This is a genomic window from Photobacterium sp. 2_MG-2023 (genome assembly GCF_030547675.1).
Taxonomy (GTDB): Bacteria; Pseudomonadota; Gammaproteobacteria; order Enterobacterales; family Vibrionaceae; genus Photobacterium; species Photobacterium arenosum.
The window spans coordinates 55,187-72,640 of record NZ_JAUOQQ010000017.1; the positions used below are offsets into that span (position 1 = coordinate 55,187).

At 47.2% G+C, this 17,454-nt stretch carries 17 protein-coding genes; 10 read left to right on the plus strand and 7 right to left on the minus strand.

Features of this window, described 5'->3' with window-relative positions:
• Positions 1 to 176: 176 nt before the first annotated feature.
• Positions 177 to 965: a TetR/AcrR family transcriptional regulator gene (locus Q4491_RS14400; RefSeq protein ID WP_218385281.1), complete on the minus strand. Its 789-nt coding sequence runs from the start codon at positions 963 to 965 to the stop codon at positions 177 to 179.
• 314 nt (positions 966 to 1,279) lie between these two features.
• Positions 1,280 to 2,431, minus strand: a complete 1,152-nt coding sequence (locus Q4491_RS14405) for an iron-containing alcohol dehydrogenase (protein ID WP_303458418.1) — start codon at positions 2,429 to 2,431, stop codon at positions 1,280 to 1,282.
• Positions 2,432 to 2,601: 170 nt separating this feature from the next.
• Here Q4491_RS14405 and Q4491_RS14410 point away from each other — a divergent pair, with 170 nt between their 5' ends.
• A complete protein-coding gene (locus Q4491_RS14410) occupies positions 2,602 to 3,483 on the plus strand; it encodes an AraC family transcriptional regulator (protein ID WP_192016428.1) in 882 nt (293 codons plus the stop codon).
• 11 nt (positions 3,484 to 3,494) lie between these two features.
• Here Q4491_RS14410 and murQ read toward each other — a convergent pair whose 3' ends face one another.
• Positions 3,495 to 4,403, minus strand: a complete 909-nt coding sequence (gene murQ, locus Q4491_RS14415; protein ID WP_303458373.1) for an N-acetylmuramic acid 6-phosphate etherase — start codon at positions 4,401 to 4,403, stop codon at positions 3,495 to 3,497.
• A 239-nt stretch (positions 4,404 to 4,642) separates the two neighbouring features.
• Here murQ and Q4491_RS14420 point away from each other — a divergent pair, with 239 nt between their 5' ends.
• Positions 4,643 to 5,011 (plus strand): hypothetical protein, encoded by a 369-nt coding sequence (locus tag Q4491_RS14420; RefSeq protein WP_237795326.1) that lies wholly within the window; start codon positions 4,643 to 4,645, stop codon positions 5,009 to 5,011.
• 88 nt (positions 5,012 to 5,099) lie between these two features.
• On the plus strand, positions 5,100 to 5,762 hold the full coding sequence (locus Q4491_RS14425) for a DsbA family oxidoreductase (RefSeq protein WP_303458376.1): 663 nt from the start codon (positions 5,100 to 5,102) through the stop codon (positions 5,760 to 5,762).
• Between the two features lie 88 nt (positions 5,763 to 5,850).
• Here the strand turns inward: Q4491_RS14425 and Q4491_RS14430 are convergent, their stop codons facing one another.
• The gene (locus Q4491_RS14430; RefSeq protein ID WP_303458378.1) at positions 5,851 to 6,693 is read right to left on the minus strand and encodes a hypothetical protein; all 843 of its coding nucleotides are present in this window, start codon (positions 6,691 to 6,693) and stop codon (positions 5,851 to 5,853) included.
• Positions 6,694 to 7,212: 519 nt separating this feature from the next.
• On the opposite strand from Q4491_RS14430, the gene Q4491_RS14435 reads away from it, so the two are divergent.
• Positions 7,213 to 7,956, plus strand: coding sequence for a metallophosphoesterase (locus Q4491_RS14435; RefSeq protein WP_303458380.1), 744 nt, complete (start codon positions 7,213 to 7,215; stop codon positions 7,954 to 7,956).
• Between the two features lie 100 nt (positions 7,957 to 8,056).
• On the plus strand, positions 8,057 to 8,539 hold the full coding sequence (locus tag Q4491_RS14440; RefSeq protein ID WP_218385286.1) for a VOC family protein: 483 nt from the start codon (positions 8,057 to 8,059) through the stop codon (positions 8,537 to 8,539).
• Between the two features lie 85 nt (positions 8,540 to 8,624).
• On the opposite strand, the gene Q4491_RS14445 is transcribed toward Q4491_RS14440, so the two are convergent.
• Positions 8,625 to 9,539, minus strand: a complete 915-nt coding sequence (locus Q4491_RS14445) for a DMT family transporter (RefSeq protein ID WP_192016433.1) — start codon at positions 9,537 to 9,539, stop codon at positions 8,625 to 8,627.
• 127 nt (positions 9,540 to 9,666) lie between these two features.
• On the opposite strand from Q4491_RS14445, the gene Q4491_RS14450 reads away from it, so the two are divergent.
• Complete coding sequence (locus tag Q4491_RS14450; RefSeq protein WP_192016434.1) at positions 9,667 to 10,587, plus strand: LysR substrate-binding domain-containing protein; 921 nt, start codon at positions 9,667 to 9,669, stop codon at positions 10,585 to 10,587.
• Positions 10,588 to 10,730: 143 nt separating this feature from the next.
• Here Q4491_RS14450 and Q4491_RS14455 read toward each other — a convergent pair whose 3' ends face one another.
• Entirely contained in the window at positions 10,731 to 11,645 is a 915-nt protein-coding gene (locus tag Q4491_RS14455) for a LysR family transcriptional regulator (protein ID WP_192016435.1), read from the minus strand.
• Positions 11,646 to 11,747: 102 nt separating this feature from the next.
• On the opposite strand from Q4491_RS14455, the gene Q4491_RS14460 reads away from it, so the two are divergent.
• Complete coding sequence (locus Q4491_RS14460) at positions 11,748 to 13,001, plus strand: MFS transporter (RefSeq protein WP_303458385.1); 1,254 nt, start codon at positions 11,748 to 11,750, stop codon at positions 12,999 to 13,001.
• 312 nt (positions 13,002 to 13,313) lie between these two features.
• The gene (locus tag Q4491_RS14465) at positions 13,314 to 13,526 is read left to right on the plus strand and encodes a cold-shock protein (RefSeq protein WP_027250907.1); all 213 of its coding nucleotides are present in this window, start codon (positions 13,314 to 13,316) and stop codon (positions 13,524 to 13,526) included.
• 934 nt (positions 13,527 to 14,460) lie between these two features.
• On the opposite strand, the gene Q4491_RS14475 is transcribed toward Q4491_RS14465, so the two are convergent.
• Positions 14,461 to 15,816, minus strand: coding sequence for an MATE family efflux transporter (locus Q4491_RS14475; protein ID WP_303458388.1), 1,356 nt, complete (start codon positions 15,814 to 15,816; stop codon positions 14,461 to 14,463).
• Positions 15,817 to 15,922: 106 nt separating this feature from the next.
• Between Q4491_RS14475 and Q4491_RS14480 the strand changes: the two genes are divergently transcribed.
• A complete protein-coding gene (locus tag Q4491_RS14480) occupies positions 15,923 to 16,831 on the plus strand; it encodes a LysR family transcriptional regulator (protein ID WP_225445230.1) in 909 nt (302 codons plus the stop codon).
• A 159-nt stretch (positions 16,832 to 16,990) separates the two neighbouring features.
• Positions 16,991 to 17,452, plus strand: coding sequence for a carboxymuconolactone decarboxylase family protein (locus Q4491_RS14485; RefSeq protein WP_192016438.1), 462 nt, complete (start codon positions 16,991 to 16,993; stop codon positions 17,450 to 17,452).
• Positions 17,453 to 17,454 lie beyond the last annotated feature (2 nt).

Here is a 17,454-nt window from a genome sequence, read left to right on the forward strand (position 1 = left end):
AGCCAGCATATATGCTGGCCGGGCAAGAATAAGTTACTTACTCATAGCGAATTTCAATTATTCAGCTACTTAGCAGCGTTAACACTCTCCAGTGTTCGCTGCAGAAAAATCAAATTATGACAAATCGTCAACTATGGTCTGAAAATAACCCGCATGAAAGCGGGTTATTACAGCAACTAACGACCCAGTTGCGACAGAAGATCGATCTCTTCCGCAAAAAAGGTCTGTTCAATGTGTTTCCACAGCCTTTTGTAATCCCTTTCGCTGGACAGTGGTTTCCAGTTCATTCCATCCAATAACATATTGATGTTATTCAGAATGGTGAACGGATCCTGCAGGCGATGTATACAGCGACTATTGGTAGCATTAGCAATCAACGCATTCGATCCCAATGCCAGCGACCAGTTTGCAAAAACCACCGCATCGGTACTGACGGCCGCAGACATAGCCAGACTGCCTTCTTTCAGAGCACGATTGACGATTGCATCAGCATTATCAATCATTTGCTCCTCAAGTTGATTCAACATTTCCACGCGTGCATTGGATGCTTTATCGATAACCCAGGGGGTTTTCGCAGTCAGCAGACACGTCGATAGTATGGGTTCGAGTCGGGCAAATATATGGTACGCAACGTGGACACCCATCAGAATATCCCGGCTGCTGCCTTCCATATCTAACACCCGGTTGAACAGGGTCATTTCAACCTTTATGGCATGGCTGCATAATGCCACTATGACGTCTTCTTTACTGCAGAAATGGTTATACACCGTTCCTTTAGAGTAAGGACTGATCGACGCCAGCTTATCCATGGTCAGGTTAGCAAAACCTTCCTTGTTAACCAGATCTTTGGCAAGCATGATCAGCTCGTGATCGCGTTCTGCAATCGCTTGCTGTTTCTTGGTTTTGGGTGCTCGCTCTCCAGAGAAGATGGCACATCTTTCTTTATTACAGTTCAACCCGAACATAACTTCCGACTTTTAAGTTGTCAGTTGCGTGAATATATTGCAACTCCTTCTGTGAGATGCTGGTGCTCCTGTAAGTTTCTGCTTTACAAGAAGCAAGCACCCTGTAATCAGTTTAACACGAATACGACAAGGGTAAATCACTACAAAAATGACGATTAGTCAAAGTTGACTTATCGTCATAATAGCTACTTATGCGCAGAGATCAATACCGGTGCTGAGAATTATTTGTTCTGTCCCGATAAACAGTGGTTGTGGCAGGTAATAAAAAACCGCCAGAGCTGGCGGTTTAAGCGTGTTTGCCGAAATCAAAGCGATTAAAGCGCAGTGCGGAGTATGGCTTCACTGTCGGCAAGACCGATTTTGCCGTGTTCGCCTAATGCTGTCATGCCGTGCTTTTCCAGACCGCTGAGCAGCACGCGAATATCGCTTTCATCCAGTTCGACATCTTTTAAGCGGGTTGGCACCTGCATGGCTTTGAAGAAAGCTTCTGTTTTGGCAATGGCGGCGTAGATACGCTCGTCATCGTTACCTTCAGCGATACCGAAAATACGTTCTGCATATTGCAGCAGTTTGGCTTCTTTTTCCTGACGTCGCTCTTTCATCACGGCGGGAAGCACGATACTCAGAGTGCGCGCATGATCAATGCCGTAGTTGCCAGTGAGTTCGTGACCTATCATGTGCGTAGCCCAGTCTTGCGGGACACCGACACCAATGAGTCCGTTCAGTGCTTGCGTGGCTGACCACATAATATTGGCACGAACTGTCAGATCTTTAGGATTAGTCAGCGCTTTCGGGCCTTCTTCAATCAGGGTTAACAGCAAACCTTCAGCGAACCGATCCTGCACTTTGGCATTCACCGGAAAAGTCAGATATTGCTCCATCACATGGATGTACGCGTCAACCACACCGTTACTGATCTGGCGAGGAGACAGGCTCAGAGTGGTTGCCGGATCCAAGACGGCGAAAGCAGGCTGGATTTTAGATGACATGAAGCCAATCTTGTCGTTACCGCGTGACACCACAGAGGCTTTATTGCTTTCGGAGCCCGTTGCTGGCAGTGTCAGAATGCAGCCAATAGGCAGAGCATTATCCACTTTTAGCCCTTTAGCCCACATATCCCACGGGTCTGCGCCTTCATAGCAGGCTGCTGCCGCTACAAATTTGGTGCCGTCAGCGACTGAACCCCCACCGACTGCCAGCAGGTAGTCGATGCCTTCAGTTTTGACTGTGTCGACCGCTTTCATCAGCGTGTCGTATTGCGGGTTTGGCTCAATGCCAGCGAACTCAGTCCATTGGTGTTCACTCAGCGCCTTAGCAACCTGATCGTAGACACCGTTAGCTTTGATAGAGCCACCGCCGTACAGCACCAGTACTTTGCTGCTTTTAGGAATTTCGTTGGTGATTGCAGCAATCTGACCTTCACCAAAATGAATGCGGGTAGGGTTGTGATAGCTAAATGGGTTCATCATTGCTCTCCAGGTTTGCCTGTAAGATATAGTGTGCTGCAAAGTGTAGGTGACAACATGCCTCGCTGTAATACACGATTCTGCTTAATTCTTGCCTGATTCTGCTTTACACTTTTATTCGTACGGTTATTCATCAACACTAAGCCATCTTGAACAATTGAGTTCCGATTATGAATACTACCCTGGAACTGGCCACTTCCTTATGCTGCCAACTGGGATTGGAGAGCGGCCAAGGTAAGGTAAATACGGCACTAAAAGGTGTCAGCCTGTTTAAAATTACCCAATATCATCATGTTACTCCGCAGATGTATCAGAAAGGCGTGGTTGTTATTTTTCAGGGCAACAAAATTGGCCACCTGAATGATTATCGATTTGAGTACGACACTGAACATTGCCTGATTGTGTCAGCACCGTACCCTATTGCCTGTGAAACCTTTGCGTCGGAAGAGGCGCCGCTGATCGGTATTGATATCGGATTCGACCACAGCGTTATTCGTCAGCTGGTCGATGATATGGAAGCGGATCTGGGAGCCGATTATTTCGCCTCTCAGCAGCAGCACAAAGGCGTGGCCGCCTCGCCTGTCACACCTGAGATTAATGATTGTATGCAGCGATTATTATCGGTTCTGCATACCCCTATTGATGCAAAATTACTGGGGCCGCAGATACTCAGAGAGTTTTTTTACCGCCTGCTGCAAAGTCATCAGCGATCCCTGCTTGCCCAGTATGTGAAGCAAGACAGTGCGTTGGCCCGCGTGTCAGGTGTGATAGAGCATGTCCAGCTGCACTATGCGGATAAGCTGGCGGTGGATGATCTGGCTGACATGGCAGGCATGAGCACTTCTGCCTTTCACCGTGCTTTTAAGCAAGTCGTCACGGATCCGCCGTTGCAATACATTAAAAAAATCCGGCTCAATAACGCCAAGCAACTCATGGTACAGGATGGCGTATCAGCCAGCGTAGCAGCAAGCAAAGTGGGATATGAAAGCGCCGCACAGTTCAGCCGGGAGTTTAAACGCTATTTTGGACTGCCGCCCAGTAAGGCGGGGTAAGTGGTGTGCGCTTACTGACCTGCCTGTTGGACAGCTTGCCGGGTAAATCCCTGCGAGTTGTTTAACAGCACACGCGCTTCTTCAGCCGTTGAACCGGTCAAAATCATCACAATGGCGGTTTTGCAGTGGCCGCCACAGGCTGTCAGTGCAGATTCGGCTTGTTCGCGTGTTGCACCGGTTGCCGCGGTGACAATGTTTTTCTGGCGCTCGACCAGCTTTGCATTGGTTGCTTCAACGTCTACCATCAGGTTCCCGTACACTTTGCCGGTGCGTATCATGGCACCTGTTGTCAGCATATTGAGGATCATTTTTTGCGCAGTACCGGCTTTCATGCGGGAAGAGCCGGTCACCACTTCGGGTCCGACTATGGGCGTCATGGCAATATCTGCTAATTGAGTCATGGCGCTGTTGGGGTTGCAGCTGATGCTGGCGACGGTCGCACCGATCGATTTGGCGTATGTCATGGCACCGATTACATAAGGGGTACGGCCACTGGCAGCAATGCCGACTAACACATCTTTGTCAGAAAAGTTCAGGGCTTTCAGGTCTTCTGCACCCAGATCGGTGTTGTCTTCAGCATTTTCTACGGCACGGAAAATCGCTTCCCGCCCACCTGCAATCAAGCCGATAACCTGAGACGGGTCACTGCCATAAGTGGGCGGGCATTCGCTGGCATCCAGAATGCCTAAGCGGCCTGATGTCCCTGCGCCTGAGTAAATTAAGCGGCCACCTTGCTGAAAAGCAATCGCGATAGCATCAACAGCTTGAGCCACTTGCGGCAAGGTGCGCTCAACAGCCAGCGCCACTTGCTTATCTTCGTCATTGATGACCTTGAGCATGTCGACGGTCGACAGGGTATCTATCGCCTGGCTGGCAGGGTTGCGGCTTTCAGTGATCAGCGTGTTTAAATCAATTTTCATCAGGGATGACCTTAGGGTTCGTTATCTGATGAGAATTGTAGGGAATAACATATGGCGTAGCAAACGGGCGCCATCTTAGCGGTCTCTTCTTGCCTGTCCTGATTCAAAAACGCGATAAACAGGCAAATCATCGAATTCAGACGATGTCGCAGCTGATCAACGGCCTGACTGTCTGAATCAGCGTGCTACACTCATACCGACACTGACTTCGTGGAATTGGGTTCGTCGCGGAGGCAAGTATGGTCAGTTTATTGTGGAAATGCTCTGTTGCTCTTTTTCTTTTTGCCACGCTGTGGGCTGGCTACAGCTTGCCTGTTCAGGCCGACATTGTTGATGCCCGCTGCGATATATACCCCAGAGGTGCAGATAAACCCTCAGGCCGTTACTTATGCGTGCTGTCTCAGCATCATGGCTATATCACCATAGACAGAGCAGATGGCGTCTATTACGATTTTTATCCGATGCGGGGGGAGCCGGGGCAATACCGCGATGATCGTAATCAGCCTGTTTACAGAAGAAACGGATTGGGCGCAAAAGGGATGATTTTTGAAATGAGCGACAAGTCCATTTATGTCCTTTGGGATACTTCCGTGTTAGCTGAACCCTAATTTTAAGATCTCATTTTTAGGGATTATGGGTTGATTTTTTACGTCACGCTAACCACTATCAGCCCACCTGAACTAAGAGACGAAATGCATGCCAACGCATACCCACTTAACCATTGATATCGTATCTGATGTCGTCTGTCCCTGGTGCTACATTGGTTACAAACGGCTGGAGCAGGCTATGGCGGCCTATAAAGATCAGGTGCAGTTTACTGTGCGCTGGCATCCTTTCGAACTGAATCCGGCCATGCAGGAAGATGGCCAGTTGCTGAGTGAGCATCTGGCCGAGAAGTATCAGATCACACCCGAACAAAGTGAGCAGAACCGAGCCAGGATCATTGCTTTAGGTGAAGAGTCTGGTATTCGGTTTCATTTCACCCCACTCTCCCGTATCTACAATACGTTCAAAGCCCATCAGTTGTTGCACTGGGCCGCGAACTACGGCCGTCAGACAGAGCTGAAGCTGGCGCTTTTCGAGGCTTATTTCACTGAACAGGATGATCCGAGTCAATTATCTGTGTTGCTGGATGCTGCTGAGACCGCCGGCCTGGATCGCGATGAAGCCGAACTGGTACTTAAGCAAGGCAATTTTGCTGAAGCCGTGAGAGCTGAAGAACAAACCTGGAGCGGGCAGGGGATCACTGCTGTGCCTGCGTTTGTCTTTAATGAAAAATATCTGCTTTCTGGTGCGCAGGAAACAGAAACGTTCATAGATGCTATTGAAATGGCTTTACAGGAATTGAATGACGAATGACATATAGTGCCCGCATGATTGCGGGCATTGTATATTTATCCATTGCATGTAATGAAAGAGTTTATGGTACCCCGAAAGAAATAAACCATTAATTTGATTCAAACAGAGTGAGGGGATGCTCGCTAAAGTTATCGTGATGAATAAATAATCTTTTTTGCTTGTTTCTATAGTTTACTTGATTGTTTTTTGCTATCAGAGTCACTGAAATATCGCAGCTTCGATAATTTATCTTCAGGTTTTCGATGTTTTTCCCATACAACGCCTGTAAGGTCGCTTGATAAGGTGGCCTTTGATTGTCTAACAGTTCGGTACTCGGCGAAAACATTTCGCTTTCATTGTTTAAGTTGGTGCACCATAAACTTGGTGTGTGAATTTGATATGTGTAGTCAGGATTATTTAACCAATCCGTAGTGATAGTATTAGTTCCATCATGTTGGTTTGTAGATAAAATAACACTTGGTTCTGTAAGGCCATCGATTGAATTATACTCAATTAATTGACTGTTTCTATACCAGAAAAATTCATAGATTTGTGCGTTATCAGGAATATTCTCATATATTAACCTATTTGCGCCGTTATTGGCGGGTAATAATACCTCACCATCAGCATGAATTTCCAATACATCACTTCCGGTAAAAAAAATATCCTGCTTGGGACCAGATACTGATGCACTTACATTCAGAGTTCCTGTATTGTTCTTACTGAACATCACATTAAGCGACAACTGATTGACGTCATAATAACATGAGTCTAACCTTGAATTCGAACAGTTGGCATTATTGTTAGATTTCACCTTGTTCTGATTTATTTGTTCTCCACTCCCAGAACCGCCACATGCTGATAGAAATAATACAGCACATAATATAACATTTTTGTTCATTTGTTTCATTCTCTTTAATTCTGAAATTTTCAGAATGATAATATAAAACATTTAATTAACTCCTTTGTTTTTATGTGATGTGTGTAGCATATGTTTGTGAAATAAAATAAAAATCCCAGGAAGGGATTTAATGTAAAATAAGGCTTCAAATGATTCTTTCATGGAATAGTTACTATTCACTCAGTATTGAGTTGATATTACTTATCAGAAACCTAAGGGGATTAAAGGATGAGTGTGTCTGTGGACGTGTTTAACCGCTATTCAAAAGTTCGGTAAGCCGAACGGTTTTACTATACAGTGTGTTGGCATTAAAACTAACATCAGGTAAGTTGGTGTTTGGTCATCACAGCTTAAATGACGATAGCTGGTCTGGTGTCTAGCATTGATATCAATCGCGAAGAGAACAAGATGAAAGGATTCTGGATAAAGCTGATTCTGACCGTTGTGATATTCGCTGCCTTGTTTGGCTATGTTTTTTACACGGTGCAAAGTGGTGTGCAGTAAGGACATCACTGAGAGTAAAAGCTAGGTGTCGCGCTGAATCATCTGGATTATCACAAGGAGTGTGCGTTGGAAAAATATGCCGTGTTATCGGACATTCACAGTAATGTCTTTGCGCTGGAAGCTGTGGTCGCGGATGCGGCCAGTAAGGGAGTGACCCGGCTGGTGAATCTGGGTGACATTTTATACGGCCCGATAGCCCCTCGTGCTACCTTCGATTTTTTGCAACAGCAAGAGATGCTGACCATTTCTGGTAATCAGGATCGACAAATTTACCAGTCGACGGCTGCAGAAGTGGCTGCCAATCCCACGCTGCAATTTATCCTCAACGACTTAGGCCAGGCCCCGCTGGACTGGATGCAGCAACTGCCTTTTGATGCTTGGATATCCGATGAGATATACGCCTGCCATGGCACGCCGGACGATGATCTGGTGTATCTGCTGGAAGAGATCAGTTCGGGTCATCCGCTGGTCAAAGCAGATGCCGAGATAGCCGCGCATCTCAAACACATCCATTCTCCTATTATTCTTTGTGGTCATACCCATATTCCCCGTTGTGTCCGGATCTCGACGGGACAGACGGTGATTAATCCCGGCAGCGTGGGCCTTCAGGCTTACGCCGATGAATTGCCGTCGCCTCATTCGATGCAGAATCACACCCCGCAAGCGTCGTATGCTGTGTTAACGCGGCAAGACTACCACTGGGAAACGGCCTTTCACCGCGTTGATTATGATGTAAAAGCGGCTGTGCAGGCAGCAACGGCCAATGGTCGCGAAGACTGGGCACAGTACCTGATGACAGGCAGATGTTAACTCAGTGAGCGTCAGCTCATAACGCTGCTTCTTCATCTACACTTGGTTGATACAGTATGCCGTTTTTCTTTGTGTTCCTGTCCAGTTTCCCGGAGGTTCTATGGCATCGTTTCAGCAGGCGAAAATCTCTCCTCACTTGTGGTTTGATAAAGAAGCGGTTGAAGCCGCCGAGTTTTATACTCAGCTCTTTGATCATTCCAGAATTGTTAATGTCACCAAGATTGATGATACCCCTTCAGGCAGTGTTGATGTGGTGAACTTTGAATTGTTCGGACAGCCATTCACAGCAATCAGTGCCGGGCCTTTTTTCACGTTTAATGAGTCGGTCTCTTTTGTTATTCATTGTGACGATCAGGCAGAAATCGATCGTTACTGGACGGCTTTATCTCAGGATGGTGGTGAGGAAGGGCAGTGTGGCTGGCTTAAGGATAAATTCGGTTTGTCATGGCAGATTGTGCCGAGATCGATGGATGTGATGATGCGAAGCCATGATCACGATAAGCTGGCGCGGCTAACGCAGTGCTTCCTGACCATGACAAAACTGGAGATAGCTGCGCTGGAACGAGCGTTCAATGGTAAGTAGAAGGTCGGGTCAAAAAGAGTGAATCACAAAAAAAGCGACAGGCGGGCAGGAGCTCCCGTTCTGTCGCACAAGGGATAGTTAATCGTCAGGCTTTGGTTTCTTCTGCAGCATCTGTAGCGACAGCCGCTTCTATGGGTTTGAGAGCCGCGGCTTTTTTTGCACGCTTTTCTTTTTGTGCCAGCCAGATCAGGGGGGCGATGATCATCATAGTGCCAAGAATCATTGGCAAGTCAGGTACTTCGTCGAACCACAGCATGCCGATGATCACTGCGCCAATCAGTCCGCTGTATTCGGCGCTCGCAATCTTGTTCGATTCCGCCGAGCGGTAAGCCAGTACACAGGTGCCGGCATAAATCATAATGAACGTGCTGGAGCCGGCCGCTGTCAGCAGCGGCGACCAGTCCCAGGGCTGTCCTTCCCAAATAGCCAGGCCCAGCGCTGCCGGCATACCTGCCAGGTTGGTCAGCATCAGGGTTTGCGCAACAGTCTGGTGTTTTGGCAGCTTACGCACCAACAGGTTGTTCCAGGCCAGCGTAAACGCAACAATCAGAGCCGCAATGGCTGCCCAGTTGATTTCAGTCGGGCGGATAATCACCAGCACACCAATGAAACCTATTACCGCCACGCCAACAGAATATTTGGTCAGCTTTTCCTGAAACAGCATCATGGCCATAGGCAGCATGATCAGCGGGGCGGCATAGAAGATGGCATTCGCAGTGGCCAGTGGCAGGCTGGTAATTGAGATGATCATAAATACCATACCCAGCAACCAAATGTGTCCGCGCAGAGCATGCCACTTAAATCCGGCAAAAAAATCGGCTTTTTTGGTGCCAATACAGAAGGGTGCCAGAATAGCGACGGCGGTTAACTGGCGGAAAAAAACAAACTGAAAAATAGCCGTTTCATCACCCAATGATTTAATCATGGCATCGGAGCACACAGCAATTAAGTTGCCAACAATCAGCAATATCATGGCTAAACCGACAGACATTTGAGGCATGGGCTGCTCCTTCTTTTTTGGGGTTAATGAAATGTCAACGAGACAACAAACTGTGATCCAAAGCATAAACCAGCGGTAGTGATGAAGTATAATGATATAAATTTTTTTGTTATGAGTTTTTTAGATAATGAAGCTGCCACCACTTCGTGCTGTTCATTACTTTGAGGCTGTCGCCCGCCTGAACAGTTTTTCCCGTGCGGCGGAATTTCTGAGTGTGACGCAAAGTGCCGTCAGCCACCAGGTTCGTCTTTTAGAAGATTATTTGGGTGAAGAACTGTTCCAGCGTCAGGGACGTCAGTTGTCTCTGACACCCGTTGGTGAAAAGTATTACGAGCAGATCAGCCATGCTCTGGCTGATATTTCTGAAGCCAGCCAGCAGATCCGGGAAGGCGAAGGTGGCAAGATTCGCCTGGCACTTTACAGCTCACTGGCAGTGAAATGGCTGATCCCACGGCTTGAAAATCTGCGCCAGCTGCACCCTGAAATAGAGCTCACGTTAAACATGGTGAGTAACGACCCGAATTTCAGTGACGAACTGGCAGATTGCTTTATTACTGTTTCGCCACCCAAGCGTAGTAATTTCATTTCAGAGCTGCTGTATCATGAGCAGCTCTATCCGGTGTGCAGCCATAAGCTTTGGCTGCAAATGCGGGACAAACCGTTGCCGGACGCCCTGTGGGAGCATCCGTTGCTGACCACTCGTTCTATTTTTAAAGATGCCAAACACGGCGAAGACTGGCACCGCTGGTGTATGCTGGGCGGTTTTGAGCTGCCTGAACAGGCGAGATTTCAGTTGTTCAGCCATATGTTGCTGGCGGCGGAAGCGGCCCGCTATGATCAGGGCATCACTTTTCTCAATGACTACCTGATGAATGACATCGACAGGCAGCAGCATTTCGTGCGGATTCCTATGCATGAGTTGCCGACCGGTGACAGTTTTTATTTTGTGTATAAAAAATCACGCGCTAAGCAAACCGCCATTATCACTCTGGGTCGCTGGCTTAAACAGCAGTGTGATGAGCTGGACAGACGTGGAAGCCAAAGCTGAGGCCAGATTCAGCGTCAGGGCGTTACAGTGAGTGGCTGTCATTGTCAAACCAGCGCTGAAAAACAATAGCGTCTATTGCCGGTTAGCATCGGGTATCAAACCGTTATTAACTCCCTCTCCATCACGAAGAGGGAGTTAACAGATCACTTGTGAAAGCAGACGCCGCCATGAGTGGCATCGTAAAGCTGCTGCCGGATTAATTCGGCGATTTCGACGATCAGTTCGACCATGCCCGGCTGCCTGACCTTTTTTTTGCTGCACATGATGTAGAGAGACTCACTAAGCCGCAGTGCGTATTGCGGTAACACCGGCACTAACTGGCTGTTGGGCGAATACAGATAGGTGGGTAACACGGCAATGCCCATACCTCTTTCGGCGGCATGCTGTTTGGTCAGGTTGTTATCAAAATACTGGCTGCGCTCAGGCAGGGAAAATTTACTTTGCTGAGCATAGATGTTCGGCCAGTCTAATTTCCCCTTAGCCTGAATCAGCAAGCGGTGCTCACAGAGATCTGAGAAAGAGGCAGGCGTACCGTAACGTTCCAGGTATGCATGGCTGGCCACAATCACTTTATCGATATCAGCCACCCTCTGGTAATAAAAGGCCGGTTCGGGCGGAGAGAAATTCAGGGCGATATCCAAATCGTCGTCAAAGAACGCTTTTTCAAGACTGGTCTCTATCAGGTTGATAACCAGTTGCGGGTAAGTTTCCATGAGCTGTTCGATCACAGGCAGCACCACCTGATTGCCCAGTGCGACGGAACAGGCCAGGTTAATGGAACCTGCCATAGTCTCTGTCTGGCTGAGTGACATCATGCAGTGACGCAACCCGTTCAGGCTGGTCTGGCACTCTGCCAGCAGCTTCATGCCTTCACGGCTTAACTTAAAGTGATGTTTGTTCTCTCGAATAAACAGCTCACATCCGAGCTGCGACTCAAGCTTCTTAACTTGGGCGCTGATGGTGGACTGCGAAATGTTCATCTTATTGGCCGCACGGGAAAAACTGTTGTATTCCGCTACTGCCTGAAAGTAGTGCAACAAGGCAAATGACTTATCCATGTTCATAGTTGTTTATCTATAAATAAATCCGCTTTTATGAATTATCACTGAAAGTGAAGGCAAATTACACTGGCTTTCCTGACATAACTATAGGTAAGCAAAGTGAATCTTGATACTCGATATGCTTTTCATTTGGCGCTGGATATCAGTGCAGCAGGCGTGTTCATGGCGGTTTCTGGTTTGTACTGCCTTGCAGAGGGCATGACACTTCAGCAATTGGGCTGGTTCTTTGCCGCCTTTTTTATCGTCATGGTTGTGTTGGAAGTGCCGAGTGGTTTTTTGGCTGACCGATTTGGACATCTGGCCGTTTATCGGTTGGCGAAAGGCTTTGATATGCTGAATGTTGTCCTGTTGGTGTTGGCTCCGAGTATTACGACTGTGATTTTAGCATCGGCAATCGGCGGCATCGGGCGCGCTTTGGGTTCAGGGTGTTTAGAAGCATGGTACGTTAACCAGCGCTATAAAGAAGGGTGCCATACGAATATCAAAGCAGCCCTGTCACGTGCGAATCTGTGGCTGTTATCAGGTTTGGGTATTGGTGCTGCAATAGGTGGACTATTACCCGCTCAGGTGCCATATACGTTCAGCCAGACATATCTGAATGGTAACCCTTATAAGGTGGCGTTAATACTGGGCATGGCAATCCACCTCGCAGCCCTGGGGATCAGCTTTCTGACTTTTCATGAAGGCGAAAATGCGCGGTCACGACAAGATCACAATCATGAATCACTGTTGTCGATGGGCAGTAACTTACACACGTATTTCATGGCAAATCCGGTATTGATCCTGCTTCTCGCCTGGCAAATGCTGATGGGATATGCTCTGGCTAACCACAGTGTGTACTGGCAACCCGTGTTCGCCATGCTTGAGGGTGGGAACAGCATGCTTGAATGGGTTGGATTTATAGTGGCCTCAAACTATTTACTCGCAGCGCTCCTTGGCAGGTTGCTGGACGCTACTGCTGCCTCTTTTTCAGCTGTAGCAATTTTGCCGGTTTATGCAGTGTGCGCAGCGATGGCGCTGATTGCCATGTCGTTAGTAAGTAATCCCTGGGGCTTTTTACTGGCGAATTGGGTGTTTATTTCCGCTGTGTTTCTGTCTCGCCCTGTCATAGCGGCAGAGTTACATCGGCATGTCGGCTCGTCGCACCGGAGTGCGTCTGTTTCTCTACTGTCACTGAGTCTGAATCTCGGTGGGGTGATGACAGGCGGTTTGCTGTCATGGCTGACCCAAACATTTTCTGTGCCGGTAGCCTGGCAGGTGAGCGCATTGATTATGACGCTATCGGCGTGCGCTTTGAGCATCTGGCAGGCGATGGCAGGCGATGGCAGGCAGAGACAGACAAGCCCTGGGTAATGAGACGGATTCGCCTAATTGAAGAAAGAATGTGCGGAAGATGGGGTTTTCAGGCGGTCAGCGATATTATTTTTAGAACAATCTCAAATAAACCTTTACAAAGGGGGAGAGTAGCGTATGATTCGTCTTGCTCTGTCGCTCAGATTAATTAATGCAACTTCAAGTCAAAGTAAAACCTCAGAATTTCTTCGTAACTGTCGTTATCCTCAGTGTTTCCCTTAGCTTCATTGTGACATTCAATAATTTAGGCTCTCAGCGCATCGCATGAATGCGGTAAATATTTTGAATTCATCTATATAAAAGGGACAAATTATGTCTAACAAATCAACTGGTCTGGTTAAGTGGTTTAACGAAGAGAAAGGTTTCGGTTTTATTACTCAAGACAACGGTGGTGCTGACGTATTCGTTCACTTCCGTGCAATCGCTTCAGAAGGCTTCAAAACTCTGGCTGAAGGTCAGAAAGTGTCTTTTGACGTAGAGCAGGGCGCTAAAGGCCCTCAAGCTGCTAACGTAGTAGCGCTGTAATTTTTTCATTGGCGTAAAAGGTGTTTTGCCTTTTACGCCAATGTATTTACAACGAAAATTATGCCTCTCCTGCCTTAAAAGCACGTCAGCTGTAAGCTTCCAAACGCCTTCGTAACACACCATCAAACACCAGCATTTGCTTTGTCATCAAACTGCAAATAAATTCCATTAGCATATTTATCATAAGCAAGTTTCAGATTGCGTTTTATACGTAATAATTTTGCTTATTTGAAAGAAAAATAAGGAGATATTATGTCTCGTTCAATTGGTCGTCATCGATTTTGGTTTCATCAAAGTCGTACTAAAAATACATCCGCAAATAAGAGGGTAGCCATTAAGTGATAGTTAATTTTACGCTTTATAAAGAAGACAAATCCTGGAGTTCACGTATACATCAGTTAAATGATGATGTTCTGCTCCGACATGTACACCTTCAGGGTAATATTGCCCGCAGAGATATAGATTTTTCCTACTGTGAAAGGTCTCACTCGGGAAATATTCTAAACAGTGAAAACCAAGTGATTGGTCATTTCAGCGTTTTTTCGTCATAACTCCCGCAATCATTCATTTCATGGCTACCGCCGCCAAGCCATGCAGTGAGCGATGATTGAGTCACTCCCTCTGACTTTACTTCACCTGTGTTCATCCCTGCTATGCCGGACAGGCAATAATCAGAAAGCCCCTTATGCTGCTATCGTTATATAACTAACTATGCGTGATGTTAGTTAAGGCACGTGGTGTTAGCTAAAACGCTGAATGAGATTATGTGTTAGTAGACAGGGTGGCTCAAACCTATATTCCGTATTGTCTTCAAAACATCACTGATTTGCCTTATATATGTCTGCCGCCGACAGTTCTACGGAATAACGATCCCCTCATCACGAGAGACAACGGGCAATCTGAATGATTACCCGTTAGGAATTACCGCTTGTTTTTAAGCTGCGGCGGTGTTTCTTGTTTGTTGTATCGGAGCTTGTGACAGTGACTGCCACATTGCACCAAGAACCAACACAGCCAGAAAAATGTTAGAGACGGGCATTGCCAGCCAAACACCATTTTCTCCAAACCACTTTGGTAATAGCCAGAGGAAAGGCAATTGTACCAGCATATTGCTGAGAGAAATCGTCAATGCCATGCCGCCCTGACCAACAGACATAAAATACACAGAGCCGATAATAATCAACCCATCCAGAAATAGGCTGAAAAGGTGCAGAGTGATACCATGACTCGCTTCTTGCACGAGCGTAACGTTACTGCTGTTGAACCAGCTGATCATAAATTCCGGAAACAAATTGAGTAAAGTAATCCAGCTAACGCCTACAATAATGGTTGCTTTGCAAGCCAGCAAAACAGTTTTTCTCACTTTATCGTGGGCGTTTTGACCGTGGAAATAGCTCACAGGTGGCTGCATTCCTTCAGCGATACCTTCCGCTAGCAGGTAATAAAGTGTCATCAGGTAACCTACAATGGCGTAGGCAGCAACGCTTACAGCAGAACCATATTCCATAAATAATCGATTATGAATTGCCACCATCAAGCCAGTGTACAGATACATCACCAGACACGATGAACCCAGTGTCAGTGTATCAGTCATTTTCTTGCCATCCGGTTTCAGATCAGTAAGTGATAACCTCAGTGTTGAGAAGCGGCTGCAGAAATACACCAATGTTAATAAGACGACAACACTCTGAGCTGTTACCGTGGCAATGGCAGCGCCTTCCAGTCCCCAGCCCAGTATTCCGATGAATATATAATCGAGCACAATATTGATAATAGCACCAGCAACCATGAGACCCGTTGCCACCTTAGGTGAATCATCGTTTCGTATCAGAAAGGGCGCGGCACTGGCGCCAACGGCTATGACTGAGAATCCGATAAAGATCTGTAAGTAGCTAACGGCATAGCTGAGGATTTGGCCTGTTGCGCCTTGCAAAGTCATCAATTGCCCGCCAAAGACATATAATAATGCTGAACATCCAAGGCCAATGAATATCACCAGTGCCAGTCCATTTCCCAAAGCTTTACGCGCTTTAGCCGATTCGCGCATTCCTCTGAACGTAGAAACCAGACTGCCTGCCCCCATGCCAATCATCAGCCCGACACCCATGAAAATACTGATAATTGGCCAGGCAATATTGATTGCCGACAGGCCGTCTTGCCCTAAAAAGTGCCCGACAAATACCCCGTCAACTATCTGATACAGCCCATTGACCAGCATGGCCATGACGGCTGGAATGGTGAATCGACGAAAAGTTTTGCCGATTGATTCTGTTTGATTAATCGCTTCCATTTTTATCTCTCTGTGAAGCATATCTGTATTACTATGTATTCTCTTATCAAATTAAGATGGTAAAAAGTTAGTTACCATCCGCTTTTCGTATGGGTTGGAGTGGGTAATGTCACCTATCAGCTGGAATCTTGATCAACTGGACGCCTTTGTTACGGCTGCGCAAACGGGATCATTTACGTCCGCAGCACGAAAGTTGGGCAAGGCGCAATCTCGCATAAGCACTGCAATTGCCAATCTGGAAGCCGATCTGGGCTTTTTATTGTTTGACCGTAGCGGAAAATTTCCAACGCTTACTGCAGAAGGCAGGGAAGTGTTAAATGATGCGATGTCAGTCTTAACGCAATGTCAGCGGCTTCAGTCGAGGGTATTGTCTGTCTCTTCTGCTAATCCGGTTCAGCTCACCATTGCCATGGATGAAGCGGTGCCACTTGAAAATTTTGAAGTGCTTTATGCCAGGCTGGCGGATCATTATCCACACCTGAGTGTGACACTGTTAAATGGCTCCCTGGAAGATATCGCCAGCTGGGTTGATGGTGGCAAGGCGGACATGGGCTTTGTTTTACAGGATCATGTGTTATCGGATTCACTGGAGCGTTTCGCGATTGGCCGCAGTGGGCAAGCTTTGATTGTATCGGATAAGCATCCGCTGGCGTTGCTTGCTGCCCCAACCGAAAGCCAGCTCATTGAGCACAGACAGCTGGTTATCCGGGATCGCATGGGCAATGCGCTGGGCAAACCGCTGTCGCCCAGCTACTGGCACGTGGATAGCTTTTACCTGATATCGTCTTTGGTGATGCATGGTGTTGGCTGGGCATTCGTTCCTGAGCATGTGGCAACCGCAGACTGGTACGAAGTGAAAACCCTATCGACGGAAAACCTGCCTTATCAGCGCGATTTCATGCTGTGCGCCATTAAGCGAAGAGATGCGGGCTGGAATACAGTTCTGAAATGGCTAATCGCAGAGGCACAACAGTTATTTACTGAGAATCACTCTGATACGGGAAGATTGTCTTAACTTGGGGGCGCTGTTTTTGTGTTTTATCTGCGTCATCATGCCGGCTTATTTTGATGTCACATAATTAAAGCCGGGCAATACATTCCGTCATGTCGGAAATATTCAATAAATCTCACGCTCCGGTGAGTATCTTCATGTTTCAGACCAAGGAGATATTACATGACGAAACGCGTAAATTACTTCAGTATTGCACCGCAAGCGATAGAGATTCTGGTACAGCAGGAAAACTATTTCCATCAGCAGTTTAGTGAATCTCAAACTATGTCGATGACCATTTGGGAGCTGGTGAAACTGCGTGTATCCCAGATAAACCAATGCGCATTCTGTATTGATATGCACAGTAAAGATGCCCTCAAACTGGGCGAGCAACCGGAACGTATCTGGGGATTGAATGCCTGGCGCGACATGCCGTTTTATACCGGGCAGGAAAAAGTCGCTTTGGAATTTGCAGAACATCTCAGCGCGTGTAAATCTGTGGACGATCTAATGTATCAGCAGGTGTTGGACACCTTTGGCGAACAGGCTATGGTTGATCTTACGTTAGCCATTAATGCAATTAATAGCTGGAATCGAGTGGTAAAAACCTTTAAACCCAAAGTAGGGAGTTTTACCGCAGCATAGGG

Bases quoted from the DNA above. Each gene is read 5' to 3' on its own strand.
- Q4491_RS14410 (WP_192016428.1), top strand. From the start codon at position 2,602: ATGAATACTACCCTGGAACTGGCCACTTCCTTATGCTGCCAACTGGGA.
- murQ (WP_303458373.1), bottom strand. From the start codon at position 4,403: ATGAAAATTGATTTAAACACGCTGATCACTGAAAGCCGCAACCCTGCC.
- Q4491_RS14425 (WP_303458376.1), top strand. From the start codon at position 5,100: ATGCCAACGCATACCCACTTAACCATTGATATCGTATCTGATGTCGTC.
- Q4491_RS14455 (WP_192016435.1), bottom strand. From the start codon at position 11,645: ATGGATAAGTCATTTGCCTTGTTGCACTACTTTCAGGCAGTAGCGGAA.
- Q4491_RS14400 (WP_218385281.1), bottom strand. From the start codon at position 965: ATGTTCGGGTTGAACTGTAATAAAGAAAGATGTGCCATCTTCTCTGGA.
- Q4491_RS14465 (WP_027250907.1), top strand. From the start codon at position 13,314: ATGTCTAACAAATCAACTGGTCTGGTTAAGTGGTTTAACGAAGAGAAA.
- Q4491_RS14445 (WP_192016433.1), bottom strand. From the start codon at position 9,539: ATGCCTCAAATGTCTGTCGGTTTAGCCATGATATTGCTGATTGTTGGC.
- Q4491_RS14485 (WP_192016438.1), top strand. From the start codon at position 16,991: ATGACGAAACGCGTAAATTACTTCAGTATTGCACCGCAAGCGATAGAG.
- Q4491_RS14405 (WP_303458418.1), bottom strand. From the start codon at position 2,431: ATGAACCCATTTAGCTATCACAACCCTACCCGCATTCATTTTGGTGAA.
- Q4491_RS14430 (WP_303458378.1), bottom strand. From the start codon at position 6,693: ATGTTTTATATTATCATTCTGAAAATTTCAGAATTAAAGAGAATGAAA.
- Q4491_RS14450 (WP_192016434.1), top strand. From the start codon at position 9,667: ATGAAGCTGCCACCACTTCGTGCTGTTCATTACTTTGAGGCTGTCGCC.
- Q4491_RS14480 (WP_225445230.1), top strand. From the start codon at position 15,923: ATGTCACCTATCAGCTGGAATCTTGATCAACTGGACGCCTTTGTTACG.
- Q4491_RS14440 (WP_218385286.1), top strand. From the start codon at position 8,057: ATGGCATCGTTTCAGCAGGCGAAAATCTCTCCTCACTTGTGGTTTGAT.
- Q4491_RS14475 (WP_303458388.1), bottom strand. From the start codon at position 15,816: ATGGAAGCGATTAATCAAACAGAATCAATCGGCAAAACTTTTCGTCGA.
- Q4491_RS14420 (WP_237795326.1), top strand. From the start codon at position 4,643: ATGGTCAGTTTATTGTGGAAATGCTCTGTTGCTCTTTTTCTTTTTGCC.